The sequence below is a fragment of the Rhizobium binxianense genome (assembly GCF_028994275.1).
Classification (GTDB): domain Bacteria; phylum Pseudomonadota; class Alphaproteobacteria; order Rhizobiales; family Rhizobiaceae; genus Rhizobium; species Rhizobium binxianense.
On the sequence record NZ_CP118713.1, the window covers coordinates 4194280 to 4217500 of the forward strand.

The following is a 23221-nucleotide window of genomic DNA, read 5'->3' on the forward strand; positions in this document are numbered from 1 at the left end:
CAAGGCTGAGCCGTTTGGCTCAGGCCGCTTCGCGGAAGCGGTATCCCACTCCGTAGAGCGTTTCAATCATATCAAAGTCGGTGTCGACCATCTTGAATTTCTTGCGCAGCCGCTTGATGTGGCTGTCGATGGTCCGGTCGTCGACATAGACCTGTTCGTCATAGGCTGCGTCCATCAGCGCGTCGCGGCTTTTGACGACGCCGGGGCGCTGCGCCAGCGAATGCAGGATCAGGAACTCGGTCACCGTCAGGGTCACGGCCTCACCCTTCCAGGTGCAGGTATGGCGTTCCTGGTCCATGACCAGCTGGCCGCGTTCCAGCGAGCGGGCCTGCTGCACGGCGCCGGCCTTCGGCGCACCGGCGGGGCTGGTGCCGGCGGCGGCGGCTTCACGGCTGGATGCGCGGCGCAGGACAGCGCGGACGCGCTCGACCAGCAGGCGCTGCGAAAAAGGCTTGGTGATGAAATCGTCGGCGCCCATCTTCAGGCCGAACAGCTCATCGATCTCCTCGTCCTTGGAGGTGAGGAAGATGACGGGAATATCCGACTTCTGCCGCAGGCGGCGCAGCAGTTCCATGCCGTCCATGCGCGGCATCTTGATGTCGAAGATCGCCAGCTGCGGCGGTCGCGCCAGCAGGCCGTCGAGCGCCGAAGCACCGTCCGTATAGGTCTCGACCTTATATCCTTCTGCCTCCAGTGCGATCGACACCGAGGTGAGGATGTTGCGGTCGTCATCAACGAGCGCGATTGTCGGCATGGTGTTGGTCTCCGTCATCAGTGCGCAATCTCCCGGATTTTGCTCTCCCCAGGCGGTCTCAGTGACCGGATGCGCTTATGGAGGATAAAGGTGGAACAAATTGTGGCAAAGATAAAGGGAAAGATTGTCGTAAAATTTTCCGGCAATCATAAGTGGTGCGGTAAAATGTTTCAACGCGCCCACCTAAAACGATTTAAAATTGAGGCAATAAATTTAAATCGATTAAATATTTGATATTACTGCATTTTCTCAAGTTTTGCGTCTTGTGTTTTAAAATTTCTCCCCGTATTTTCGCGCTTAGTTTTAACGGCAACGAGCCTGAGCAAAAGGAACTAGCCATGGAAAAGTTCGGAGTTCATAACCCGGCAACAGAGCTGGCAACGGTCGGATTGGGCGGCGCAGTCAGCGTCCGCTACAACTTTTCCGCCGCAGCGCTCTATGAGGAAGCGATCCGCCGGGGTGAAGCCGAACTGACCGCTCAGGGCGCGCTTCGGGCTCTCACCGGCCAGCACACGGGCCGTTCGCCGCGCGATAAGTTCGTCGTTCGCGACGCCAATACCGACGGCGAAATCTGGTGGGACAACAACAAGCCGATCTCGCCGGAACATTTCGCCCTGCTGCGCGAGGATATGCTGGCGCATGCCGCGGGCAAGGAGCTGTTCGTCCAGGACCTCGTCGGCGGTGCTGAGGAAGGCCACGCCCTGCCGACCCGCGTCGTCACCGAATTCGCCTGGCATTCGCTGTTCATCCGCAATCTGCTGATCCGCCCCGAGGCGGCAGCGCTGCCGACTTTCGTGCCGAAGCTGACGATCATCGATCTGCCGAGCTTCAAGGCCGATCCGGCCCGCCACGGCTGCCGTACGGAAACGGTGATCGCCTGCGACCTTACCAACGGCCTCGTCCTCATCGGCGGCACCTCCTATGCCGGCGAAATGAAGAAATCGGTCTTCACCGTGCTCAACTACCTGCTGCCGGCCAAGGGCGTGATGCCGATGCACTGCTCGGCCAATGTCGGCCCGGATGGTGACGCGGCCGTCTTCTTCGGCCTTTCCGGCACGGGCAAGACGACGCTTTCGGCCGATCCGGCCCGGACGCTGATCGGCGATGACGAACATGGCTGGAGCGAAAACGGCATCTTCAACTTCGAAGGCGGCTGCTACGCCAAGACCATCCGCCTCTCGGCCGAGGCCGAGCCGGAAATCTATGCGACGACGCAGCGCTTCGGCACCGTGCTCGAAAACGTCGTGCTCAACGACCGCCGCGAGCCGAATTTCGATGATGGATCGCTGACCGAAAACACCCGCTGCGCCTATCCGATGGATTTCATCCCGAACGCCTCGGAAACCGGCCGCGCCGGGCATCCAAAGACGATCATTATGCTGACCGCCGATGCCTTCGGCGTCATGCCGCCGATCGCCCGTCTGACGCCCGATCAGGCAATGTACCACTTCCTCTCCGGCTACACCGCCAAGGTGGCCGGCACCGAAAAGGGTGTCGTCGAGCCGGAAGCGACCTTCTCGACCTGCTTCGGCGCGCCCTTCATGCCGCGGCATCCGGCTGAATACGGCAATCTGCTCAAGGAACTGATCAGCCGCCACGGCGTCCAATGCTGGTTGGTGAATACCGGCTGGACCGGCGGCGCCTATGGCACCGGCAAGCGCATGCCCATCAAGGCAACGCGCGCGCTTCTCGCTGCCGCCCTGGCCGGCGAACTCGGCAATGTCGAATTCCGCGCCGATCCGAATTTCGGCTTTGCCGTGCCGGTCTCGGTCAACGGTGTCGACGGCAGCATTCTCGACCCGCGCTCGACCTGGGCCGACAAGGCAGCCTATGACGCGCAGGCCGAAAAGCTGGTCTCGATGTTCATCGCCAACTTCGCCAAGTTCGAAAACCACGTCGACGGCGGCGTCCGCGACGCGGCCCCCGGCGTGAAGGTAGCCGCAGAATAAAAGCGAGATCTCTGACTCACGTGAAACCCGGCATCGCAGAATGCCGGGTTTTTGCTGCCGTTGGACGATATTTCCAATTCGCCGCCGATGTGAGATAGATCGCCGCATGGCCAGCGACGCACTCTATATCGACGACAGGATCACCATCGCCGGATGGGAGTTGACGGAACAGTTCGTTCTGGCGGGCGGTCCCGGCGGGCAGAACGTCAACAAGGTTTCGACCGCGGTCCAGCTGTTCTTCAACATCCCGAATTCACCCTCCCTCAACGATCGCGTCAAGGCCAACGCGGTCAAGCTCGCCGGCCGGCGCCTGTCGAAGGACGGCGTGCTGATGATTGAGGCGAGCCGCTTTCGCAGCCAGGACCGCAACCGCGAGGATGCGCGCGACCGGCTGAAAGAACTGATTCTGGAGGCCGCCAAGCCGCCGCCGCCGCCGCGCAAGAAGACCAAGCCGACCAAGGGTTCGGTCGAACGCCGTCTGAAGGAAAAATCCGGCCGCTCGGAAGTCAAGAAGATGCGCGGCCGTCCTGGCGGCAGCGGCGGCGAGTGATATGCCGGAGCTTTTGAGCGGCATCCGCCATCTCCCCGGCTATCTTGACCGGCCGCGCCAAGAGGCGCTGGTCGAGGTGATCCGCACGGTCGTCACTGAGGCGCCGCTCTATGTGCCCGCCATGCCCGGGACCGGCAAGCCGATGTCGGTGCGCATGACCAATTGCGGGCCGCTCGGCTGGGTGACGGACAAGCAGCGCGGCTATCGCTACCAGTCGACGCATCCGGCAACCGGCAAGCCCTGGCCTGACATGCCGCAGCAATTGCTCGATATCTGGAATGACGTTGCCGGTTACGACAAGCCGCCGGAAGCCTGCCTCGTCAATTTCTACTCCGACGACGCGCGCATGGGCCTGCACCAAGACAAGGATGAACAGGACCTGAAGGCCCCGGTTGTCTCGATCTCGCTCGGCAACAGCTGCCTCTTCCGCGTCGGCGGCCTCAAACGCAATGATCGCACGCTATCCTTCAAGCTTTCGAGCGGCGATCTGGTCGTTCTGGGCGGCGAGGGAAGGCTTTGTTTCCACGGCGTTGACCGTATTCATCCGGCGACGTCGACGCTGCTGAAGAATGGCGGCCGCATCAATCTGACGCTGCGCCGCGTCAATCCGCCGAGCTGATCGTCAGCGCAGGATCGCCTGCTACAGTTTCCGCAACGCGACCTGTTCGATCAGGTGATCCTTGCCTTTTTTCAGGATGAGGTCTGCGCGCGGCCGCGTCGGCAGGATGTTCTGCCGCAGGTTCTTCAGGTTGATATTCCCCCAGAGATCCTCGGCGATATCAAGCGCTTCCGCGTCGCTGATCGAGGCGTAGCGATGGAAATAGGAATTCGGATCGCGGAAGGCCGTCTCGCGCAGCCGCATGAAGCGCGTGACGTACCAATTGTGGATCTGGTCTTCCGCGGCGTCGATATAGATCGAGAAGTCGAAGAAGTCGGAGACCATCGGCACAATCTTGCCGCCGGCCGGCAGGTCGCGCGATTGCAGGACGTTGATGCCCTCGAAGATCAGGATGTCGGGCCGGTCGACGATCTTGTATTCGTCCGGCAGCACGTCGTAGACGAGGTGCGAATAGCTGGGCGCTCTGACATCCGGCTGCCCGGCCTTGATCGCCGAGAGAAAACGCAGGATCGCAGCGGTGTCGTAGCTTTCCGGAAAACCCTTGCGCTGCATCAGCTTTTGCCGCTGCAGCACGGCGTTCGGATGGAGGAAGCCGTCGGTGGTGACGAGATCGACCTTCGGGCTGGAAGGCCAGCGCTGCAGAAGCTCCTTGAGGATACGGGCGGTGGTCGATTTACCCACGGCGACCGAGCCGGCGATGCCGATGACGAAGGGCGTCTTCGTCACATCGGACAGGCTGAGGAAGCGGTTGCGCTGTTCGAACAGCATCTGCGAGGATTCGACATGTGCCGACAGCAGCCGCGACAGCGACAGATAGATGCGCCGGACCTCGTCGAGATCGATCGGGTCGCCCATCGAACGCAGCCGTTTGACCTCGTCGCTGGTCAGCGTCAACGGCGTGTCGGCGCGGAATTTCGCCCATTGTTCGGAAGAGAAGAAGTGATAGGGCGAATAGGATTCCGACTGGAAGTGATCCAACGTTTCCGGCACCCCGATAATCTCAGTCGCGATACTCATGAACTCTGCCGGTTGGCCTTTTCCTTGAGGCCGGACTGCGCGGTTCTGCGCTCGAGTTCGGCCATGACATTCTCTAACGGTATTTCAGCAATCTTCAATACGACCAATAGGTGATAGAGCAGATCGGCGGCTTCATAGGTCAGATTGTCGCGGTCGCCGGTTACCGCCGCCATCACGGCTTCGATCGCCTCTTCGCCGAGCTTCTTCGCCGCCTTCGACTGGCCGGCGGCCACGAGCTTCGCCGTCCAGGATTGCTCCGGTGAGGCTTTCGACCGCTCCGCGACGATGCTTTCGAGATCGGCAAGGGAAAATCCGCTCATAGGTCCGCTTTCAACTTCAGTCGAGACGCATGTCGATGCCGCACTTCGACATATAGTGCTTCGCCTCGCCGACGGAATAGGTGCCAAAGTGGAAGATCGATGCGGCGAGAACGGCATTGGCATGGCCCTCCTTCACCCCGGCGACGAGATCGTCGAGGTCGCCGACGCCGCCCGAGGCGATGACCGGCACGCGCACCGCATCGGCAATCGCCCGTGTCAATTCCAGATCGTAGCCGACCTTGGTGCCGTCGCGGTCCATCGACGTCACCAGCAGTTCGCCGGCGCCGCGTGCCACCATCTTCTGGGCGAATTCGACGGCATCGATGCCGGTCGCGTTGCGGCCGCCATGCGTGTAGATTTCCCAGGCGCTGAGATTGTCGCCGCCGACCGCCTGCGTGCGCCGGCGCTTGGCGTCGATCGAGACGACGATGCACTGGTCACCGAACTTGTCGGCCGCTTCGGCGACGAAATCGGGATTGCTGACCGCTGCCGAATTGATCGAGACCTTGTCGGCGCCGCACAGCAGCAGCTTGCGGATATCGGCGATGGTTCTCACCCCGCCGCCGACCGTCAGCGGCATGAAGCATTGGTCGGCCGTGCGCGACACGACATCGAAGATCGTCTCGCGATTGTCCGAGGAAGCAGTGATGTCGAGGAAGCAGAGCTCGTCGGCGCCGGCCGCATCATAGGCCTTCGCGGCTTCGACGGGATCGCCGGCATCGACGAGATTGAGAAAGTTGACGCCCTTGACGACACGGCCGTCCTTGACGTCGAGGCAGGGGATGACACGGGCTTTGAGGGTCATTTACGCGGTCTCCCTTGCCTTACTGGCCTTGATCAGCGCCAGCGCTTCCGCCGGATCGATCCGGCCGTCATAAAGCGCGCGACCCGAAATCGCCCCTTCCAGCTTCTGCGCGTCAGGCTGCAGCATGCGCTTGATGTCTTCTATCGAGGCAAGGCCGCCGGAGGCGATGACGGGGATGGAGACGGCGTCGGCAAGCGCCAGCGTCGAACTCCAGTTGATGCCGGTCAGGATGCCGTCCCGGTCGATATCGGTATAGATGATCGCACTAACGCCGGCCCCCTCGAATTTTTTGGCAAGCTCGATGATCCCGAGCTCGGAAGCCTCCGCCCAGCCTTCGACCGCCACCTTGCCGCCCTTGGCGTCGATGCCGACGGCGACGTGGCCCGGAAATTTCCGGCAGGCCTCGATGACCAGATCAGGATTCCGGACCGCGACGGTGCCGAGAATGACGCGCCGCAGCCCACGCGACAGCCAGGCTTCGATATGATCGAGCGTGCGGATGCCGCCGCCGAGCTGCACAGGATTGTCAGTTGCCTTGAGGATCGCCTCGACGGCGTCGCCATTGGCCGAATGTCCCGCAAAGGCGCCGTCGAGATCGACCACATGCAGCCATTCGAAACCCTGGTCTTCGAAGGATTTCGCCTGGGCGGCCGGATCGGTGTTGTAGACCGTCGCCTGCTGCATGTCGCCGAGCTTCAGGCGGACGCATTGGCCGCCCTTCAGGTCGATCGCGGGAAAAAGGATCATGTCGTCTTACGTCCGTAAAATGGTCGGTACCATCAGCGCATTCCACGCATCTACGATATCCGAGCGAAAAAAGACAGCGGCAATGGTGGCCGCGCCAAAAAGCAGAAGAAGGAGCAGGGTGACGGTAAAACCGGCGCGCACCTGGCGCCAGAAACCGAGGCGCTTCCTCACCGATTTCTCGACGTCGCGCACCTTTCGCAGCGCCTCGCTGTTGACGGCGGCAAGACGAATTTCCGGCTCCATCGCCTCCACATAGGTTTCAGCATAACTCGAAAGAATCTGCGAAGCGCGGTCGCGCAGCGTATTGCGCAGGTCGGTTGAGAGATAATTGCTGCTGACGGCGGCCAGCTCGGCCTCGTTGGGTGAACGGCCGGCATTGCGTTTGCGGTAGCTGAGGACGAAATCGCGCTTTTGCCGTTCGTAGAGTGCGTAGGCAAGCAGGCCGATCAGATCGTCCTCGCCCTCGATATAGAATTCCAGCACGGCTTCAGTGATGTCGCCGGCGCTGATGCCGTTGGCGCGCAGCTGGGAATTCTCGTTGCCGGCAAGGAAGTCATGGATCATCGGTCCAGCCTTTCTTTCAATGCCCTGGCTGCATTGGAAAGCGCTCTTTTGTGAACAGTCTCATCGACACGGCGGACGATCGTTCCGTCGGGAAGCCGGATGTCGGAGAAGGGAGGCAGGCCTTCTCTGGAGGGTCTCAGCGTATAGAACACCTTGCCTGATTTCCGCGACTCCGGCATCGAGCGCACTCCTGTTCCGCCGTTTCCATAAAGGAGAAATAAGGCGGCGGTATTACGGGTTCCAGCGCAGGAAATTGGCGATCAGCGCCAGCCCAAGCTTCTGGCTCTTTTCCGGGTGAAACTGTGCCCCCACCATGTTGTCGCGTCCGACCAAAGCGGTCATCGGGCCGCCATAATCGACGGTTGCGATCACATCCTCGGCGTTTTCGGCGGCAAGATGGTAGGAATGGACGAAATAGGCGTGCAGCCCCTGGGAGCCTGTGGGAATGCCGTCGAACAGCGGATGTTCGCGCTTCAGGTCGAGCGTGTTCCAGCCGATCTGCGGGATCTTGAGCGCGGGATCGTCGGGCGTCATCTCGATGACGTCGCCGGGAATCCAGTTAAAACCGTGCGTCACGGTCTTCTCGAGGCCGCGCGAGGACATGAGCTGCATGCCGACGCAGATGCCGAGGAACGGCCGCGCCTTCCTCTCCACCGCCTCGATCAGCACCTCGGCCATCCCAGGCACGGCATCGAGGCCGCGCCGGCAATCGGCATAGGCGCCGACGCCGGGAAGCACGATGCGATCGGCCGCGGCAACGTCCTCCGCCCTGTCGGTGAGATCGATATGCGCATCGATGCCAGCTTCGCGAGCGGCACGCTCAAAAGCCTTGGTCGCCGAGCGCAGATTGCCGGAACCATAGTCGATAATCGCGACGCGCATCGTCAGCGTTCTCCATCAAAACCAAAGAGGCCAAGCGACGTGCCGTGGCTATATGGACCGTTCGGGCGGGGCTTGTTCCCCCAATCCGGTACGGCGTTGTCGTCACTATGTGTGATGGCTGCCCTGTCTGAAAAATAGACCTGCTCGGCAATGCCGATGGTATCGGCAGCAATGAGTGCGTCTTCGGTCCAGCCCTTGGCAGCAAGGCTGCGGATACGGAAATTCTGGCCCTCCAGACCGACCAGCACATTCACGCCCAGCAGGATGGCTGCTCCCGCCGGCCCAAGGCCCGGTTCGTCCATCAGCGCCCCACCGACGCCCTGCAGCAGAAAGGCCACGGCTGCATGCAGCCAAAGCCGATGTGCCAGCAGCCATGGCCACGGGAAGAGGAAGCCGAGGAACGTGAAGCCGTCGCGGATGGTCCTCGTCTCCTCGACCGTGGCGCTCGTGCCGCCGGGCGGTGTCAGGAAGATATAGCTTGATGTCATGGTCGCCGCTCCCTTGAGGGGCTCAGACGAGCGTGCCCTTGGTCGAGGGAACACGGCCCGCCTGTCTCGGATCGATCTCTGTCGCCGTGCGCAATGCGCGGGCAACGGCCTTGAAGCATGTCTCGGCAATATGATGGTTGTTGGCGCCATAATGGTTGAAAATATGCAAGGTGATCCCGGCATTCTGGGCGAGTGCCTGGAAGAATTCGCGAACGAGTTCGGTGTCGAACGTGCCGATCTTCGGCGCGCTGAAGGCGACGTTCCAGACGAGGAACGGCCGGCCGGACAGATCGACCGCGGCCTTGGTCATCGTCTCGTCCATGGCGAGATCGATCGAGGCATAGCGGGCGATGCCGCGCCGGTCGCCGAGCGCCTTGGAGATCGCCTGGCCGATGGCGATGCCGGTATCCTCGACCGTGTGGTGGTCGTCGATATGCAGGTCGCCCTTGGCTTCGATCTCCATGTCGATAAGGGAATGCCGCGAAAGCTGGTCGAGCATGTGGTCGAAGAAGCCGACGCCCGTCGAAATCTTCGATTTGCCGGTGCCGTCGAGATTGACGGAAACCGAAATCGAGGTCTCGTTGGTCTTGCGGGAAACGCTGCCGGTGCGGCTTGCTGCGGTCTCGGCCATATGGCCCTCCATCGGGAATAAGGCCGTTCCTTATCAGGCGCATCGGCAAATATCCAGAAGCCGGGCAAGAGAAAAGCCGGCCCATTTGCAAACGGCGCCGGCCCACTTACATAGGGTTCAACAAGGCCGGTGTGCGGCCTGGTGGAGTAGCCCGCGTCAAGGGCAGACAGGTGTTTGATGACAACGATCATTACAGTTCGAAAAGGCGGCAAGGTGGTGATGGCGGGCGACGGCCAGGTGAGCCTCGGCCAGACCGTCATGAAGGGCAATGCCCGCAAGGTGCGCCGCATCGGCAAGGGCGAGGTGATCGCCGGTTTTGCCGGCGCCACGGCCGATGCCTTTACCCTGCTCGAGAGGCTTGAAAAGAAGCTGGAGCAATATCCCGGCCAGCTGATGCGCGCCGCCGTCGAGCTCGCCAAGGACTGGCGCACCGACAAATACCTGCGTAATCTCGAAGCCATGATGCTCGTCGCCGACAAGTCAATCACGCTGGCGATCACCGGCAATGGCGACGTCCTGGAGCCTGAGCATGGCACGACGGCGATCGGTTCGGGCGGCAATTTTGCCTTTGCCGCCGCCCGCGCGCTGATGGATACCGACAAATCGGCCGAAGAGATCGCGCGTCGCGCCCTCGATATCGCTGCCGACATCTGCGTCTACACCAACCACAACATCGTGGTGGAATCCTTGGATGTCGAAGGCTGAACCGCATGCCGCCTAGGCGCTTGGCCTAGACGAGACAGGCCTTCGAGGACTTGGCGAAACAACGACGAATTACGGCCGGGCGCTGCTGATGGCCCGGGCCGCCAGGAGAATGACACCCAATGACGACTTTTTCCCCCCGCGAGATCGTGTCCGAACTCGACCGCTACATTATCGGCCAGCATGATGCTAAACGCGCTGTCGCGATTGCGCTGCGCAACCGCTGGCGCCGCCAGCAGCTGGACCCCAGCTTGCGCGACGAAGTCATGCCGAAGAACATTCTGATGATCGGCCCGACCGGTGTCGGCAAGACCGAGATCTCGCGGCGCCTGGCAAAACTCGCCGGCGCACCCTTCATCAAGGTGGAAGCCACCAAATTCACCGAAGTCGGCTATGTCGGCCGCGATGTCGAGCAGATCATCCGCGATCTGGTCGAGGTCGGCGTCGGCCTGGTGCGCGAGAAGAAGCGGGCCGAGGTCCAGGCCAAGGCGCATGTCAGCGCCGAGGAGCGTGTTCTCGATGCGCTGGTCGGCACCACCGCGTCGCCCGCCACCCGCGAAAACTTCCGCAAGAAGCTGAGGGACGGCGAACTCGACGACAAGGAAATCGATATCGAGGTGGCTGATGCCGGTTCCGGCATGGGCGGCTTCGAAATACCCGGCATGCCCGGCGCCAATATCGGCGTGCTCAACCTGTCGGAAATGTTCGGCAAGGCGATGGGTGGGCGCACTAAGAAGGTCCGCACGACGGTCAAGGCCTCCTACAGCGACCTGATCCGCGATGAATCCGACAAGCTGATCGACAATGAGGTGATCCAGCGCGAGGCCGTTCGCTCCACCGAGAATGACGGTATCGTCTTCCTTGACGAAATCGACAAGATCGCCGCCCGCGACGGCGGCATGGGCGCCGGGGTTTCCCGTGAAGGCGTCCAGCGTGACCTTCTGCCGCTCGTCGAAGGCACGACGGTCTCGACCAAATACGGGCCTGTCAAAACAGACCATATCCTCTTTATCGCCTCCGGCGCCTTCCATGTCTCCAAGCCTTCGGATCTTCTCCCCGAGCTGCAGGGCCGCCTGCCGATCCGTGTCGAATTGCGTCCGCTGAACAAGGAGGATTTCCGCCGGATCCTCACCGAGACGGAGGCAAGCCTCATCCGCCAGTATCGCGCGCTGATGGAAACCGAAAGCCTGAGCCTCGAATTCACCGACGATGCGATCGATGCGCTGGCCGATGTCGCCGTGCATCTGAACTCCTCCGTCGAGAACATCGGCGCCCGCCGTCTGCAGACGGTGATGGAACGGGTTTTGGACGACATTTCCTACAACGCGCCGGATCGCGGCGGCACAGCGATCACGATCGACGCGGCCTATGTGCGCGAACATGTCGGCGATCTCGCGCAGAATACCGATCTGTCGCGCTTCATTCTGTGATATCGGCGCACCGGTCCATGTCTTTCCCGATGTGAATGCCGGATTGTGACGAACTCCACTCTCGACAGCGGGCCTTTTCCTTTTTAGGGAAGGCCCGTTTTGTTTTCCGCTCCGGCTTTATTCGGCCAAGATTCTGGTCCAGTCAGCCGCATCGCAAGCAGGACGATGGAACGGGACGGGATAGCGGATCGTGCGACGCCTTTTGACAAGCCTTTTGATTGCCGTTGCCCTGGTGAATTCGGCGCCTGCCTTCGCCATGCAGACGGTGCCGGCGGGCAACCGTCACGCCGAGCAGCCCGACATTCCCGGCGCTTCCATCCGGCGCACCAAGGGCACCAAGAGCAGCTTCGATCTGAAATATGAAAAGGTCCACGAGCTTCTGGCGACCGATCACGAGCTGATGGCCAAGATCCGCAAGGTCTCCAGCGCTTACGGCATCAATCCCATCCATGTCGTCGGCGCGATCGTCGGCGAGCACACCTATAATGTCGATGCCTACGACCGCCTGCAGGCCTATTATGTCAAGGCCGCTTCCTATGCCGGGGAAAGTTTCCGCTTCGCCTATGACGGCGAAAACGTCGACGATTTCGTGGCGCGGCCCCAATTTGCCGAATGTAAGGGCAAGAGTGATTCCTACACGCTCTGGTCCTGCCGCGAAGATGTCTGGGAAAGCGATTTCCGCGGCAAGACGGTTGATGGTAAGAGCTTCCCCAACAATCGCTTCAGCGCGGTCTTCTTCCAGCCCTTCTATGCCGGCCAGACCTTCGGTCTCGGCCAGGTTAATCCGTTGACGGCGCTGATGCTCTCCGATCTCGTTTCCCGCGTGTCCGGTTATCCGAAACTCAACGAGAAGAACGCCGGCGCCGTCTACAAGTCCATCATGGATCCCGATATCTCGCTGGCTTTCGTCGCGGCTTCGATCCGCAGGTCGATCGACGATTACAAGGAGATCGCCGGCATGGACATCTCGGGCAATCCCGGCCTGACGGCGACGCTGTACAATGTCGGCAATTCGCGCCAGCGCGCCGCCGCCCTTGCAGCCAAGAACCGCGGCGCCGGTGCGACCGCCTGGCCGGAAGAGAATTATTACGGCTGGCTGATCAACGACAAGCTGGACGAACTCAAGGGCCTGCTCTAGCTTCAAGCTTGCCGGGAAGACGTGATCTTCCCCGAAAGGCTTTTCCAATGGACATGCGTCCGGACCCCTTCGTTCCGCCGGCACCGCTGCCGCGCACCGTGCCGCCGAGCCGGCTGGACATCATCCGCATCATCCTGCGCAACCCGCTCGAACTCTGGGGCGAGCCGTCGTACACGCTGCCCTGGATCAAGACGAGCTTCTTCGGGCAACATACCCTGATCGTCAACGATCCCGGCCTGATCAAACATGTGCTGGTCGACAATGCCAATAATTACCGCATGTCGGACATTCGCCAGCTCGTTCTGCGTCCGATCCTCCGTGACGGCCTTCTGACCGCCGAAGGTCCGGTCTGGAAGAGATCACGCAAGGCGGTGGCGCCTATTTTTACGCCCCGCCATGCCCAAGGCTTCGCCGGGCAGATGCTGCGCCAGTCCGAAGACTACGTCCGCAAATATGAGAGCGCAGGCGAGACCGGCGATATTTTCGATATCAGCACCGACATGACCGAGCTGACCTTCGCTATCCTCGCGGACACGCTATTTTCAGGTGAAATCGTCACCTCGAGCGGCCATTTCGCCGACGATGTCAATGAACTCCTGCATCGCATGGGCCGCATCGATCCGATGGATCTGATGCGCGCTCCGTCCTGGGTTCCACGTGTGACACGCATCGGCGGTCAGAAAGTGCTGGAGAAATTCCGCGCCATCGTGCGTGACACGATGGATATGCGGCTCGCAAAAATGAAGACGGATCGCGGCAGCGCGCCCGAGGATTTCCTGACGCTGCTGCTGGAACAGGCCGGTCCCGACGGGCTGACGAAGGAAGAAATCGAAGACAATATTCTGACCTTCATCGGCGCGGGGCATGAGACCACGGCGCGGGCCTTGGCCTGGACGCTCTATTGCGTATCGAACAGCCCGCATATCCGCGAGGCGATGGAACAAGAAATCGACGCGGTGCTCGCCACGGAGGCCGAACCGGTGGAATGGCTGGATATGATGCCGCAGACGCGCGCCGCCTTCGAGGAGGCTTTGCGCCTCTACCCGCCGGCGCCATCGATCAATCGCGCCGCCATATCGGATGATTCCTGGACGAGCGCCAAGGGCGAGCGGGTCGAGATCGAGGCCGATGTCACGGTGCTCATCATGCCCTGGACGCTGCATCGCCACGAACTTCACTGGGACAGGCCGCGCGCCTATATGCCCGAGCGCTTCCTGCCGGAAAATCGCGGCTCTATCGGCCGCTTCCAGTTCCTGCCTTTCGGCGCCGGTCCGCGTGTCTGCATCGGCGCAACCTTTGCGCTTCAGGAGGCGGTGATTGCCCTTGCCGTCCTGATGCATCGCTATCGCTTCGATTCCACCGCTCAGACCCATCCCTGGCCGGTGCAAAAACTGACGACGCAGCCGCAGAACGGGCTGCCGATGCGCGTCACGCCGCGCATAATTTCCACGAAAGCATAAATCTTTCGAATTATTGCGGAATTGACTGTGAATGAAAGCCGCGCAAAGTGACCGGATTCAAAGTTGTTGCCAGGGAGAATGCCGCATGAGCCGCGTTGATAAGAACGGTCTTGCCGTCGAAACCGTCCTTCATGATTTCCTCGTCAAGGAGGTGCTGCCGGGTCTGGCGGTCGATGCGGATAAGTTCTTTGCCGATTTTTCGGCTGTAGTCCACGACCTCGCCCCGAAGAACCGTGCGCTGCTGGCAAAACGCGACGAGCTGCAGGTCAAGATCGACGACTGGTATCGCCGGCATGGCGCGCCTGCCGATATGGACGAATACCAGTCCTTCCTCCGCGAAATCGGTTATCTCCTGCCGGAGGGATCGGACTTCCAGGTTTCGACCCAAAATGTCGATCCGGAGATCGCCTCGATCGCCGGCCCGCAACTGGTCGTCCCGGTCATGAACGCCCGCTATGCCCTGAACGCTGCCAATGCCCGCTGGGGCTCGCTCTATGATGCGCTCTATGGCACCGACGCCATTCCCGAAACTGACGGCGCTGAAAAGGGCAAGAGCTACAATCCGAAGCGCGGCGAGAAGGTTATCGCCTGGGTGCGCGATTTCCTCGATACGTCAGCCCCGCTGCAGGATAGCAGCTGGAAGGATGTCGGCAGCTTGGTCGTCAAGGATGGAGCGTTGGCCATCAGATCGATTGATGGCGAGCAGACCATGCTGAAGGATGGCGGGCATTTTGCCGGCTATCGCGGCGATGCCGCCGCCCCGACCCATATTCTCCTCAAGAACAACGGCATTCACATCGAAATCGTCATCGATGCGGCAACGACGATCGGGAAAGCCGATCCGGCTCATATTTCCGATGTCTGGCTGGAATCGGCAATCACCACCATCATGGACTGCGAGGATTCGATCGCCGCCGTCGATGCCGAGGACAAGGTCACTGTCTATCGCAACTGGCTCGGCCTGATGAAAGGCGATCTGCAGGAGGAGGTGGCAAAGGGCGGGACGAGCTTCGTGCGCAAGCTCAATCCGGATCTGCAATATACCGGTCCGGACGGGAGCTCCTTCGAGCTGCACCGCCGCTCGCTGATGCTGGTGCGCAATGTCGGCCACCTCATGACCAATCCGGCGATCCTCGACAGGGATGGGAACGAAGTGCCTGAGGGCATTATGGATGCGGTCATCACCGGCCTGATTGCGCTTTACGATATCGGCCCGGCCGGCCGGAAGAAGAACTCCCGCACCGGCTCCATGTATGTGGTCAAGCCGAAGATGCATGGTCCCGAGGAAGTCGCCTTCGCCGTCGAGATCTTCTCGCGGGTCGAAGATGCGCTCGCCCTGCCGCGCAACACCATCAAGATGGGCATTATGGACGAGGAGCGCCGCACGACGGTCAATCTCAAGGAGTGCATCCGTGCCGCCCGCGAGCGCGTCGTCTTCATCAATACCGGCTTCCTCGATCGCACCGGCGACGAAATCCACACCTCGATGGAAGCCGGCCCGATGATTCGCAAGGGCGATATGCGCCAGGCGGCCTGGATTTCGGCCTATGAGAACTGGAATGTCGACATCGGCCTCGAATGCGGCCTTGCCGGCCATGCCCAGATCGGTAAGGGCATGTGGGCGATGCCGGATCTGATGGCGGCGATGCTGGAACAGAAGATCGCCCACCCGAAGGCCGGCGCCAACACCGCCTGGGTGCCGTCGCCGACGGCCGCCACCCTGCACGCCACCCATTATCACCGGGTCAATGTCGCCCGAGTCCAGCAGGGATTGAAGGACCGGGCCCGCGCCAAGCTCTCGGATATTCTCTCCGTACCGGTAGCGGTGCGGCCGAACTGGACGCCGGAGGAAATCCAGCGCGAGCTCGACAACAATGCCCAGGGCATCCTCGGCTACGTCGTGCGCTGGGTCGATCAGGGTGTCGGCTGCTCGAAGGTGCCCGACATCAACAATGTCGGCCTGATGGAAGACCGCGCCACCTTGCGCATCTCGGCCCAGCACATGGCGAACTGGCTGCATCATAAGGTGGTCACCGAGGCTCAGATCGTCGAAACGATGAAGCGCATGGCCGCCGTCGTCGACCGGCAGAATGCGTCGGATCTGGCATATCGGCCAATGGCCGGCAATTTCGACGGCTCGATCGCCTTCCAGGCCGCCCTCGATCTCGTCCTGAAGGGCAGGGAGCAGCCGAACGGCTACACCGAGCCGGTGCTTCACCGCCGCCGCCTCGAACTCAAGGCGCAGCAGGCATAACGGAGCATATGAAAAGGCCGCCGGAACGACAGTCCCGGCGGCCTTTTTTATACCGAATTCGATAATTAGCTTACTGGATGACGATGACCTTGGACGTACCCTTGCCGGGACGGACGCGGCTGTAGAGGTCGATGACGTCCTGGTTCATCAGGCGAATGCAGCCCGAGGAAGCGGCGGTGCCGATCGAGGCCCATTCCGGCGTGCCGTGCAGGCGGAACAGCGTGTCCTTGCCGTCCTCGTTGAAGAGATACATGGCGCGTGCGCCGAGCGGATTGCTGAGACCCGGGCCCATGCCGTCTTCGACGTATTTGGCGACGTCAGGACGGCGGACAGCCATTTCCTTCGGCGGGTGCCAGGTCGGCCATTCCTGCTTCCAGGCGACGTAGGCGGTGCCAGCCCATGCGAAGCCCTGCTTGCCGACGCCGATGCCGTAGCGCATCGCCTTGCCGTTGGCCAGGATGTAATAGAGGAAGCGCTCGCGCGTGTTGACGATGATCGTGCCGGGACGCTCGGTGGTCTCGTAGTTGACAACCTGGCGGCGGAACTGCGGCTTGACCCGGCTGATCGGGATCGCCGGCAGCGAGTATCCGGCATCCTTCGTCACGCCGTAGGCGTCATCGAAGATCTGGGCCGTCTGTACTGTCGGACCTGCGCCCTTGTTGTCGACGGACGCGCTGTCTGAGCTCGTGGAGCAACCGGCCAGAGCGAGCGTCGTCAACAGGCCAAATACAGGGAATGCATTGCGGATGCGCATAGATAACTCTTGAAGTTTTGGGGCAAGGAGAACAGTCTTTCGACCATCGTTGATTATGGTTTATTTTCGATTAACTTGCGCTTTGCAAGGCTACTGCAGCGCGACAAATCCGTCTGCGGCGCAAATTAGAAGCGCATGGTTTTTTTGCAACAACACGCCAGCCCCTCTGATGGTTATCCATGACGATTTTGAGCGTTTACAATAACAATCCGTTAATCGACGGCCGGCAATCGGACAGGGCCATGATGGTGCGGCGGGGAACGCAGATTTTGCTGCATGAAATGCGCCATGCTGTGCTGCCCGAACTGCCGCTGGCGAGCGGCCGCCGTGCCGATCTGATCACGGTTTCGGAAAAGGGCGAGGTCTGGATTATCGAAATCAAGACGTCGATCGAGGATTTCAGGGTGGATCGCAAATGGCCGGAATACAGGCTGCATTGCGACCGCCTGTTCTTCGCGACTCATAAGGACGTGCCACTCGACATCTTTCCCGAGGAGTGCGGGCTTTTCCTCTCGGATGGTTATGGCGCGCATATGATTCGCGAGGCGCCGGAACACCGCATGGCGCCCGCCACACGAAAATCCGTCACACTCAATTTCTCGCGCGCCGCCGCGCAACGGCTGATGATGGCCGAATGGGCGAGCGGGAAGCCGTTTACCGTGGACGATGTCTGATGCTGCGCCTGCTTATTTCGGCGCGCGTTTGGCAAGGATGCGCTGCAGCGTCCGCCGATGCATGTTGAGCCGGCGCGCCGTTTCGGAGACGTTGCGCTCGCACATTTCATAGACCCGCTGGATATGTTCCCAGCGCACCCGGTCGGCCGACATCGGGTTCTCGGGAAGCTCCGCCTTTTCGCCCGGCCGCTGCGTCAACGCCGAAAACACGTCGTCGGCATCCGCAGGCTTTGCCAGGTAGTCGACGGCGCCGAGCTTCACCGCCGTCACCGCCGTTGCGATATTGCCGTAGCCGGTCAGGACGATGATTCGCGTGTCGTCGCGCCGCTGGCGGATGGCTTCGATGACGTCGAGCCCGTTGCCGTCGCCGAGCCTGAGATCGACCACCGCATATTTCGGCGGGCGGCCTTTCGATTTTGCGACGCCTTCCGCCACTGATTCGGCCGTCTCCACCTCGAAACCGCGCGTCTCCATCGCCCGGGCCAGGCGGCGCAGGAATGGTCCGTCGTCGTCGACGATCAGCAGGCTGGCGTCAGGACCGATATGGTCTTCATCGGACGCGGCGAAATTGTCATGATTCTGTTCTGTCATCGTCTCGGCCCCGGCGGTTGAGCGCACGAACTCCGTCAACCGCTCTTTCCTGTTTATGCCGACAAAGTCATTTTGTCGAATTTGCGTCGATCAGCATGCGCGGCCATTCGATTCGGATACGTGCGCCCGCACTTTCCGGGTCGCGGTTCTCGAAAACCAGCGATGCGCCGGAGCGCTCCAGCAACGTCTTGGCGATGAAAAGTCCAAGCCCGAGGCCGCCAGCCGTATCCTCCTTCTGCCGCTTGGTCACATAAGGCTCGCCGATCCGCGTCAGAATGTCAGGCGCATAACCATTACCGTCGTCCTCGATGACGATCAGAACTTTGTCGTGATCGTGCTCGACGGTGACGATCACTTTCTCCCGCGCATAATCGACGGCGTTTTCGATCAGATTGCCGAGCCCGTACATGATGCCGGCGTTGCGGTCGGTCACCGGCTCGTCCTTGCGTGGGCTTTTTTCGATCAGCTCGAGCGTGATGCCGAATTCCCGGTGCGGCGCGACGATCTCCTCGATCATCGAGGAAAGCGGCAGCCGGCGCATATGGGCTTCGCCTTCGGAGGAGAGTGTCGTCAGCCGCCGCAGGATGTCACGGCAGCGTTCGCTCTGGCTGCGCAGCAACATCACATCCTCGCGGAAACGATCGTCGTCCTTGAGTTCGCGCTCCATTTCCTTGGCGACGACGCTGATCGTCGCCAGCGGCGTGCCGAGTTCATGTGCGGCAGCCGCGGCAAGCCCGTCGAGCTGCGAAAGGTGCTTTTCCCGCTGCAGCACCAGTTCGGTCGCAGCCAGCGCATCGGCAAGCTGGCTTGCCTCCATCGACACCCGATAGGCATAGAAAGCGGCGAAGGCCATCGTCGAGGCGATCGAGCACCAGACACCGAACTGCATGACGTTGTGGACGTTGATCTCGACGCCGTCGAACCAGGGCAGCGGAAAGGGCGAAAAGGCAAGCACCGTGATGCAGACCATCGCAAAGCCGATCAGCGCCGTGCTGTAACGGATCGGCTGTGAGGCAAAGGAGATGATGACGGGCACGCAGACGAGCGCTGCGAAAGGATTGGCAAGACCGCCGGTGATGAAGAGCAGCGCACAGAGCTGCAGAAGATCGAAGCCGAGCAGAGCGAAGGCGGCCGGCGCCTCCAGCCTATGCGTCGGCGGATAGCGGATCGTCAGGTAGAAATTCACCCAGGCGAGCGCGGCGATCAGCGAAGAGCTGGCAATCAGCGGCAAGGGAAATTTCAGCCAGAAGGCCACGATGAAGACCGTTAGCGCCTGTCCGCCGACCGCCAGCCAGCGCAGCCGCACCAGCGTCTGCAAACGCAGCCTGCGGCTGCTGTGCCGGTCCTCCCGCGTATGGCTTTCCGTCTTGTCGATCATGCCAGGCTTGTCGATCATGCCGGGGCTCCCTGAATGGCTCTCATGTACCACGCGGTTTTGCCCGTGTCGTCGGCAACGCCTCTTCGGGCCGCTCCGGCCAGGGATGCCGGGGATAGCGACCGCGCATATCGGCGCGCACATCCCTCCACGAGCCGGCCCAGAAGCCCGGCAGGTCGCGTGTCGTCTGGATCGGCCGGTGCGCCGGCGAGGTGAGTTCGAGCAGCAGCGGCAGGCGGCCTCCGGCGATCGCCGGGTGCTGCGTCAACCCGAACAGCTCCTGCACGCGGATCGTCAGCACCGGCTCTTGGCCCTCATATTGGATCGGATGCCTTTGACCGGTCGGCGCTTCGAAATGGGTCGGCGCAAGCCGGCTAAGGTCGCGCTGCAACTCGTGCGGCACTAAAGACAGCAGACCGTTCGAAAGCCCGGCTGCGGAAATCTCGGAAAGTCCGCGGGCCTCGGTCTGAAAGGGCGCGAACCACTCGTCCAGCCGGGAAAGCAGGGCGCCGTCGCTGACATCAGGCCAAGGCTCGCCGATCGTCCGGTGAAGGAAGCCGATCCGCTCGCGGAGCTGCACGGCCTCCTTCGAGAAGGCAAGCTGATCCAGCCCCAGCTCGCGCACTCCCTCCACCAGGGCCTGGGTGACCGCAGCCCCGGAAGGTCGCGGCAAGGGCGTCTCTTCGAAGACAATCGCACCGAGCCGGGTTGCCCGCCGCGCCCTGACTTGCCGGCTTTGCCGGTCGAAGAAGATTTGATCGCCGGTTTTGATCTCGCCGGGCAGCTCGGCTTCGATGTCGCCGCGCGTCACCTCGGCTGCTGCCAGAACCCGCGCCTGCGCCGCCCGTCCGGTGAGATCGGCGATGACAAGCATCTGGCTGCCGGCCAGCCTCTCGGTTTCCGGCAGCTCCGCACCGCGCCCGTTCGCCATCACGAATCGGCCACGCCCGCCGCGCTGAAGCGCGATTCGATCCGGGAATGCATGCAGCAGCAGCTGGCCTGCCAGCGCCGGCGCCGTTGCGGCAACGCTGTCGAGACCGCTCGCCAGCCGCCCCGCCAGCCGCCGTGAAGCCTCGGCTCTTTCGCCGCGCTCGGCCTTGAAGCGGCGCAGCCGGTCCTCGATATCGATGCTCGTTCCGCCAAGCCCCTGTTCGGTGAGAAGCACGGCGATCATCGCCGCATCCCTGGCGTACCCGGCTTCTCCCGCCGAGACGACCATGGCGGCAAGCCGCGGCGGCAAGGCGAGGTCACGCATCACCTTGCCGCGCGCTGTCAGCGTTCCGTCCTTGTCGAGCGCGCCGAGCTGGCCAAGCAGCGCCCGGGCTTCCCTCAGTGTCGTTTCCGGCGGTTGATCGACGAAGGCAAGCGACGTGGGATCCTGGACGCCCCAATGGGCGAGATCGAGCACCAGCCCCGAGAGATCGCTGGACAGGATCTGCGGCGGTGTGAAGGCCGGCAGCGCCGCCGTCTGGCCCTGATGCCACAGCCTGATGGCAATACCCGGTTCCGTTCGTCCGGCGCGGCCGGCCCGCTGATCGGCGGACGCCCGCGACACACGCACCGTCTCCAGCCGCGTGATCCCGGTCGACGCCTCGAACACCGGCAGGCGCTGCAGCCCGCTGTCGATCACGATCCTGACGCCGTCAATGGTGATCGACGTTTCGGCAATCGAGGTCGCCAGCACGATCTTGCGCGTTCCCTTGGATGCCGGGCGGATCGCCGCATCCTGGTCCTTCTGGCTGAGATTGCCGTAGAGCGGCGCAATCAGCGTTTCGGTTCCGAATCGTCCCTGCAGACGTTCGACCGTCCGGGTGATTTCCGCTTGGCCGGGCAGGAAAGCGAGGATCGAGCCGGTCTCATCGGCATGCGCGTCGACGATCGCCCGCGTGACGGCATCCTCGACGCGTTCGCCGCCCGGCCGGTCCTGGTAGCGGATATCGATCGGAAAGCTGCGCCCCAGGCTTTCGATGACGGGGGGATGGTCGAGCAGGGCGGCCACACGGTCGACGTCGAGGGTCGCTGACATCACGAGGATACGCAAATCCTCGCGCAGTGCCGACTGGACGTCGAGTGCCAGCGCCAGCCCGAAATCGGCATCGAGCGAACGCTCGTGGAATTCGTCGAAGATCACCGCCGAGACACCGGTCAGTTCCGGATCGTCGAGGATCATCCGGGCAAATACCCCTTCGGTCACCACTTCGACCCGCGTCCTTGCGGATATCCGGTTATCGAGACGCATGCGATAGCCGACCGTGCCGCCGACTTCTTCGCCGATGAGCGAGGCCATCCGGCTTGCCGCTGCCCGCGCCGCCAGCCGCCGCGGCTCCAGCAGGATGATCTTGCCGTTTCCGCGCCAGGCCTGGTCAAGCAGGTAAAGCGGCACCAGCGTCGTCTTGCCGGCGCCGGGCGGCGCGGAAAGAACGGCGCGTCCCCGCTCGACCAAGGCGGCACCGACGGCCGGCAGGACATGGGAAACCGGGAGATCCGGCAATGATGCACTGAAGGTCACTGGCGGCCCGTCACTGTCTCATAGGCAAGAATGGCGCCGGCGAGATCCTCCAGTGCGGCGCCGACCGACTTGAATAGCGTGATCTCAGCATCATTGCTTCGCCCGCCACGGGCGCCGCTGACGAGCTCCGCAAGCTCCGCTTTTATGTCGCTTTCCTTCAACACGCCGCTTTTCAGTGGCTGGGCGATGTCGCCCGCCTCGCTGATGGCGCCGGCGCGGGTATCGACATAGACCGAAGCGCGGCGGATAGCCTCGTCGTCGCTTTCGCGCATGCTCGGCTTGAAGGCGCCGACGAGATCGAGATGGGCGCCGGGCTTCAGCCATTCGCCCGATATCAACGGCTCGCCGGAAAGCGTGGCGCAGGAAATGATGTCGGCCGTGCGTGCCGCGGCTTGCGTATCCGCGACCGCCTCGGCATTGAGACCGAGCGCCCGCGCTTCGGCCGCGATCTTTTCCGCCGCTTGGCCGTTGCGGCCCCAGACCCGGTACCTCTTGATCGGCCGGGTCGTGCCATGGGCAAACATCAGGTTGAGCGACAACCGTCCGGTTCCGCAGACAAGCATCTCCTCCGCGTCGGGACGGGCGAGATAGCTGGCCGCCAGCGCCGATGCCGCCGCCGTCCGCCGTGCTGTCAGTTCGCCGCCGTCGATCGCGGCCAGCATCTCGCCGGTGGCGCCGGAGGAAAGAAGATAGGTTCCGAAGATCGCCGGCAGGCCCCGGCGCACGTTGCCTGGAAAGACCGAGACTGTCTTCACCCCGGCATAGCATCCGGGAACCCAGGCCGGCATCAGCAGCAGCGTGGCGCTCTCCTCCCCTGGCACATCCATCTCGTGGTGATGGCGCACCGGCATCACGCATTCGCTCTGCAACATGCGGGCGATTGCCTCGATCAACTCCGGCCAGGGCAGGGCTGCGCGCGTCTGTTCTTCATCGAGGACAAGCATTCTTCACTCCCGTATCGTTCTTCGCCGCCAAACTAGCGAGTGAGACATACCATAGGCAAGCGAC

24 protein-coding genes are annotated in these 23221 nt (G+C 62.1%); 9 read left to right on the forward strand and 15 right to left on the reverse strand.

The genetic code is table 11. The features are described 5' to 3' along the window. Positions 1-19 precede the first annotated feature (19 nt). Entirely contained in the window at positions 20-754 is a 735-nt protein-coding gene (locus PO860_RS20450) for a response regulator transcription factor (protein ID WP_188947094.1), read from the reverse strand. A 338-nt stretch (positions 755-1092) separates the two neighbouring features. Between PO860_RS20450 and PO860_RS20455 the strand changes: the two genes are divergently transcribed. The 3 genes from PO860_RS20455 (at position 1093) to PO860_RS20465 (ending at position 3872) form a co-directional block, all read left to right on the forward strand. After that, on the forward strand, positions 1093-2703 hold the full coding sequence (locus tag PO860_RS20455; protein ID WP_183608394.1) for a phosphoenolpyruvate carboxykinase: 1611 nt from the start codon (positions 1093-1095) through the stop codon (positions 2701-2703). A 106-nt stretch (positions 2704-2809) separates the two neighbouring features. Beyond that, positions 2810-3253 (forward strand): alternative ribosome rescue aminoacyl-tRNA hydrolase ArfB, encoded by a 444-nt coding sequence (gene arfB, locus PO860_RS20460; protein WP_183608393.1) that lies wholly within the window; start codon positions 2810-2812, stop codon positions 3251-3253. Position 3254: 1 nt separating this feature from the next. Further along, positions 3255-3872: an alpha-ketoglutarate-dependent dioxygenase AlkB gene (locus PO860_RS20465; RefSeq protein ID WP_183608392.1), complete on the forward strand. Its 618-nt coding sequence runs from the start codon at positions 3255-3257 to the stop codon at positions 3870-3872. A gap of 21 nt (positions 3873-3893) precedes the next feature. Here PO860_RS20465 and coaA read toward each other — a convergent pair whose 3' ends face one another. Genes coaA through hisB form a run of 9 tightly spaced genes read right to left on the reverse strand, consistent with a single transcriptional unit; the run spans position 3894 to position 9326 of the window. Further along, the gene (gene coaA, locus PO860_RS20470) at positions 3894-4889 is read right to left on the reverse strand and encodes a type I pantothenate kinase (protein WP_272783467.1); all 996 of its coding nucleotides are present in this window, start codon (positions 4887-4889) and stop codon (positions 3894-3896) included. Continuing rightward, entirely contained in the window at positions 4886-5209 is a 324-nt protein-coding gene (locus tag PO860_RS20475) for a phosphoribosyl-ATP diphosphatase (RefSeq protein ID WP_183608390.1), read from the reverse strand. Before PO860_RS20475 ends, coaA begins: the two co-directional genes overlap by 4 nt. 16 nt (positions 5210-5225) lie before the next feature. After that, positions 5226-6014 carry an imidazole glycerol phosphate synthase subunit HisF gene (gene hisF / locus PO860_RS20480; protein ID WP_003583297.1) on the reverse strand — a complete coding sequence of 263 codons (789 nt, stop codon included), beginning with the start codon at positions 6012-6014 and terminating at the stop codon, positions 5226-5228. Beyond that, positions 6015-6761, reverse strand: a complete 747-nt coding sequence (gene hisA, locus PO860_RS20485) for a 1-(5-phosphoribosyl)-5-[(5-phosphoribosylamino)methylideneamino]imidazole-4-carboxamide isomerase (RefSeq protein WP_097617738.1) — start codon at positions 6759-6761, stop codon at positions 6015-6017. Between the two features lie 6 nt (positions 6762-6767). Next, positions 6768-7325: a hypothetical protein gene (locus PO860_RS20490; protein ID WP_273884371.1), complete on the reverse strand. Its 558-nt coding sequence runs from the start codon at positions 7323-7325 to the stop codon at positions 6768-6770. Next, on the reverse strand, positions 7322-7504 hold the full coding sequence (locus PO860_RS20495; RefSeq protein ID WP_272783465.1) for a hypothetical protein: 183 nt from the start codon (positions 7502-7504) through the stop codon (positions 7322-7324). The genes PO860_RS20490 and PO860_RS20495 overlap by 4 nt, the downstream gene beginning before the upstream one ends. A gap of 52 nt (positions 7505-7556) precedes the next feature. Beyond that, positions 7557-8207 carry an imidazole glycerol phosphate synthase subunit HisH gene (gene hisH / locus PO860_RS20500; RefSeq protein ID WP_272783464.1) on the reverse strand — a complete coding sequence of 217 codons (651 nt, stop codon included), beginning with the start codon at positions 8205-8207 and terminating at the stop codon, positions 7557-7559. Between the two features lie 2 nt (positions 8208-8209). Further along, positions 8210-8695: a DUF2628 domain-containing protein gene (locus PO860_RS20505; protein WP_273884370.1), complete on the reverse strand. Its 486-nt coding sequence runs from the start codon at positions 8693-8695 to the stop codon at positions 8210-8212. 22 nt (positions 8696-8717) lie between these two features. Then, positions 8718-9326, reverse strand: coding sequence for an imidazoleglycerol-phosphate dehydratase HisB (gene hisB, locus PO860_RS20510; RefSeq protein WP_273884369.1), 609 nt, complete (start codon positions 9324-9326; stop codon positions 8718-8720). A gap of 177 nt (positions 9327-9503) precedes the next feature. Here hisB and hslV point away from each other — a divergent pair, with 177 nt between their 5' ends. The 5 genes from hslV to PO860_RS20535 all read left to right on the forward strand — a co-directional run bounded on the left by hslV (position 9504) and on the right by PO860_RS20535 (position 16310). Continuing rightward, positions 9504-10031, forward strand: a complete 528-nt coding sequence (hslV, locus tag PO860_RS20515) for an ATP-dependent protease subunit HslV (RefSeq protein WP_004677140.1) — start codon at positions 9504-9506, stop codon at positions 10029-10031. A gap of 119 nt (positions 10032-10150) precedes the next feature. Beyond that, positions 10151-11458, forward strand: coding sequence for an ATP-dependent protease ATPase subunit HslU (gene hslU / locus PO860_RS20520; RefSeq protein ID WP_273884368.1), 1308 nt, complete (start codon positions 10151-10153; stop codon positions 11456-11458). Positions 11459-11648: 190 nt separating this feature from the next. Beyond that, the gene (locus PO860_RS20525; RefSeq protein ID WP_273881282.1) at positions 11649-12596 is read left to right on the forward strand and encodes a DUF1402 family protein; all 948 of its coding nucleotides are present in this window, start codon (positions 11649-11651) and stop codon (positions 12594-12596) included. A gap of 47 nt (positions 12597-12643) precedes the next feature. After that, positions 12644-14056, forward strand: a complete 1413-nt coding sequence (locus PO860_RS20530; RefSeq protein ID WP_273884367.1) for a cytochrome P450 — start codon at positions 12644-12646, stop codon at positions 14054-14056. Between the two features lie 85 nt (positions 14057-14141). Beyond that, a complete protein-coding gene (locus tag PO860_RS20535; RefSeq protein ID WP_272783461.1) occupies positions 14142-16310 on the forward strand; it encodes a malate synthase G in 2169 nt (722 codons plus the stop codon). Between the two features lie 70 nt (positions 16311-16380). On the opposite strand, the gene PO860_RS20540 is transcribed toward PO860_RS20535, so the two are convergent. After that, positions 16381-17064: a L,D-transpeptidase gene (locus PO860_RS20540; RefSeq protein WP_183608378.1), complete on the reverse strand. Its 684-nt coding sequence runs from the start codon at positions 17062-17064 to the stop codon at positions 16381-16383. A gap of 179 nt (positions 17065-17243) precedes the next feature. Here PO860_RS20540 and PO860_RS20545 point away from each other — a divergent pair, with 179 nt between their 5' ends. Further along, a complete protein-coding gene (locus PO860_RS20545; protein WP_097617726.1) occupies positions 17244-17738 on the forward strand; it encodes an MmcB family DNA repair protein in 495 nt (164 codons plus the stop codon). A 12-nt stretch (positions 17739-17750) separates the two neighbouring features. On the opposite strand, the gene PO860_RS20550 is transcribed toward PO860_RS20545, so the two are convergent. From PO860_RS20550 to lhpI, 4 genes are all read right to left on the reverse strand, one after another. Next, positions 17751-18329, reverse strand: coding sequence for an ActR/PrrA/RegA family redox response regulator transcription factor (locus PO860_RS20550; RefSeq protein WP_272783460.1), 579 nt, complete (start codon positions 18327-18329; stop codon positions 17751-17753). 67 nt (positions 18330-18396) lie between these two features. Further along, the gene (locus tag PO860_RS20555; protein WP_183608376.1) at positions 18397-19725 is read right to left on the reverse strand and encodes an ActS/PrrB/RegB family redox-sensitive histidine kinase; all 1329 of its coding nucleotides are present in this window, start codon (positions 19723-19725) and stop codon (positions 18397-18399) included. 22 nt (positions 19726-19747) lie between these two features. Next, on the reverse strand, positions 19748-22213 hold the full coding sequence (gene hrpB, locus PO860_RS20560; RefSeq protein WP_183608375.1) for an ATP-dependent helicase HrpB: 2466 nt from the start codon (positions 22211-22213) through the stop codon (positions 19748-19750). Then, positions 22210-23157: a bifunctional Delta(1)-pyrroline-2-carboxylate/Delta(1)-piperideine-2-carboxylate reductase gene (gene lhpI, locus PO860_RS20565; RefSeq protein ID WP_273884365.1), complete on the reverse strand. Its 948-nt coding sequence runs from the start codon at positions 23155-23157 to the stop codon at positions 22210-22212. The genes hrpB and lhpI overlap by 4 nt, the downstream gene beginning before the upstream one ends. Positions 23158-23221: the final 64 nt, after the last annotated feature.

Bases quoted from the DNA above. Each gene is read 5' to 3' on its own strand.
- PO860_RS20450 (WP_188947094.1), bottom strand. From the start codon at position 754: ATGCCGACAATCGCGCTCGTTGATGACGACCGCAACATCCTCACCTCG.
- PO860_RS20455 (WP_183608394.1), top strand. From the start codon at position 1,093: ATGGAAAAGTTCGGAGTTCATAACCCGGCAACAGAGCTGGCAACGGTC.
- arfB (WP_183608393.1), top strand. From the start codon at position 2,810: ATGGCCAGCGACGCACTCTATATCGACGACAGGATCACCATCGCCGGA.
- PO860_RS20465 (WP_183608392.1), top strand. From the start codon at position 3,255: ATGCCGGAGCTTTTGAGCGGCATCCGCCATCTCCCCGGCTATCTTGAC.
- coaA (WP_272783467.1), bottom strand. From the start codon at position 4,889: ATGAGTATCGCGACTGAGATTATCGGGGTGCCGGAAACGTTGGATCAC.
- PO860_RS20475 (WP_183608390.1), bottom strand. From the start codon at position 5,209: ATGAGCGGATTTTCCCTTGCCGATCTCGAAAGCATCGTCGCGGAGCGG.
- hisF (WP_003583297.1), bottom strand. From the start codon at position 6,014: ATGACCCTCAAAGCCCGTGTCATCCCCTGCCTCGACGTCAAGGACGGC.
- hisA (WP_097617738.1), bottom strand. From the start codon at position 6,761: ATGATCCTTTTTCCCGCGATCGACCTGAAGGGCGGCCAATGCGTCCGC.
- PO860_RS20490 (WP_273884371.1), bottom strand. From the start codon at position 7,325: ATGATCCATGACTTCCTTGCCGGCAACGAGAATTCCCAGCTGCGCGCC.
- PO860_RS20495 (WP_272783465.1), bottom strand. From the start codon at position 7,504: ATGCCGGAGTCGCGGAAATCAGGCAAGGTGTTCTATACGCTGAGACCC.
- hisH (WP_272783464.1), bottom strand. From the start codon at position 8,207: ATGCGCGTCGCGATTATCGACTATGGTTCCGGCAATCTGCGCTCGGCG.
- PO860_RS20505 (WP_273884370.1), bottom strand. From the start codon at position 8,695: ATGACATCAAGCTATATCTTCCTGACACCGCCCGGCGGCACGAGCGCC.
- hisB (WP_273884369.1), bottom strand. From the start codon at position 9,326: ATGGCCGAGACCGCAGCAAGCCGCACCGGCAGCGTTTCCCGCAAGACC.
- hslV (WP_004677140.1), top strand. From the start codon at position 9,504: ATGACAACGATCATTACAGTTCGAAAAGGCGGCAAGGTGGTGATGGCG.
- hslU (WP_273884368.1), top strand. From the start codon at position 10,151: ATGACGACTTTTTCCCCCCGCGAGATCGTGTCCGAACTCGACCGCTAC.
- PO860_RS20530 (WP_273884367.1), top strand. From the start codon at position 12,644: ATGGACATGCGTCCGGACCCCTTCGTTCCGCCGGCACCGCTGCCGCGC.
- PO860_RS20535 (WP_272783461.1), top strand. From the start codon at position 14,142: ATGAGCCGCGTTGATAAGAACGGTCTTGCCGTCGAAACCGTCCTTCAT.
- PO860_RS20540 (WP_183608378.1), bottom strand. From the start codon at position 17,064: ATGCGCATCCGCAATGCATTCCCTGTATTTGGCCTGTTGACGACGCTC.
- PO860_RS20545 (WP_097617726.1), top strand. From the start codon at position 17,244: ATGACGATTTTGAGCGTTTACAATAACAATCCGTTAATCGACGGCCGG.
- PO860_RS20550 (WP_272783460.1), bottom strand. From the start codon at position 18,329: ATGACAGAACAGAATCATGACAATTTCGCCGCGTCCGATGAAGACCAT.
- PO860_RS20555 (WP_183608376.1), bottom strand. From the start codon at position 19,725: ATGATCGACAAGCCTGGCATGATCGACAAGACGGAAAGCCATACGCGG.
- lhpI (WP_273884365.1), bottom strand. From the start codon at position 23,157: ATGCTTGTCCTCGATGAAGAACAGACGCGCGCAGCCCTGCCCTGGCCG.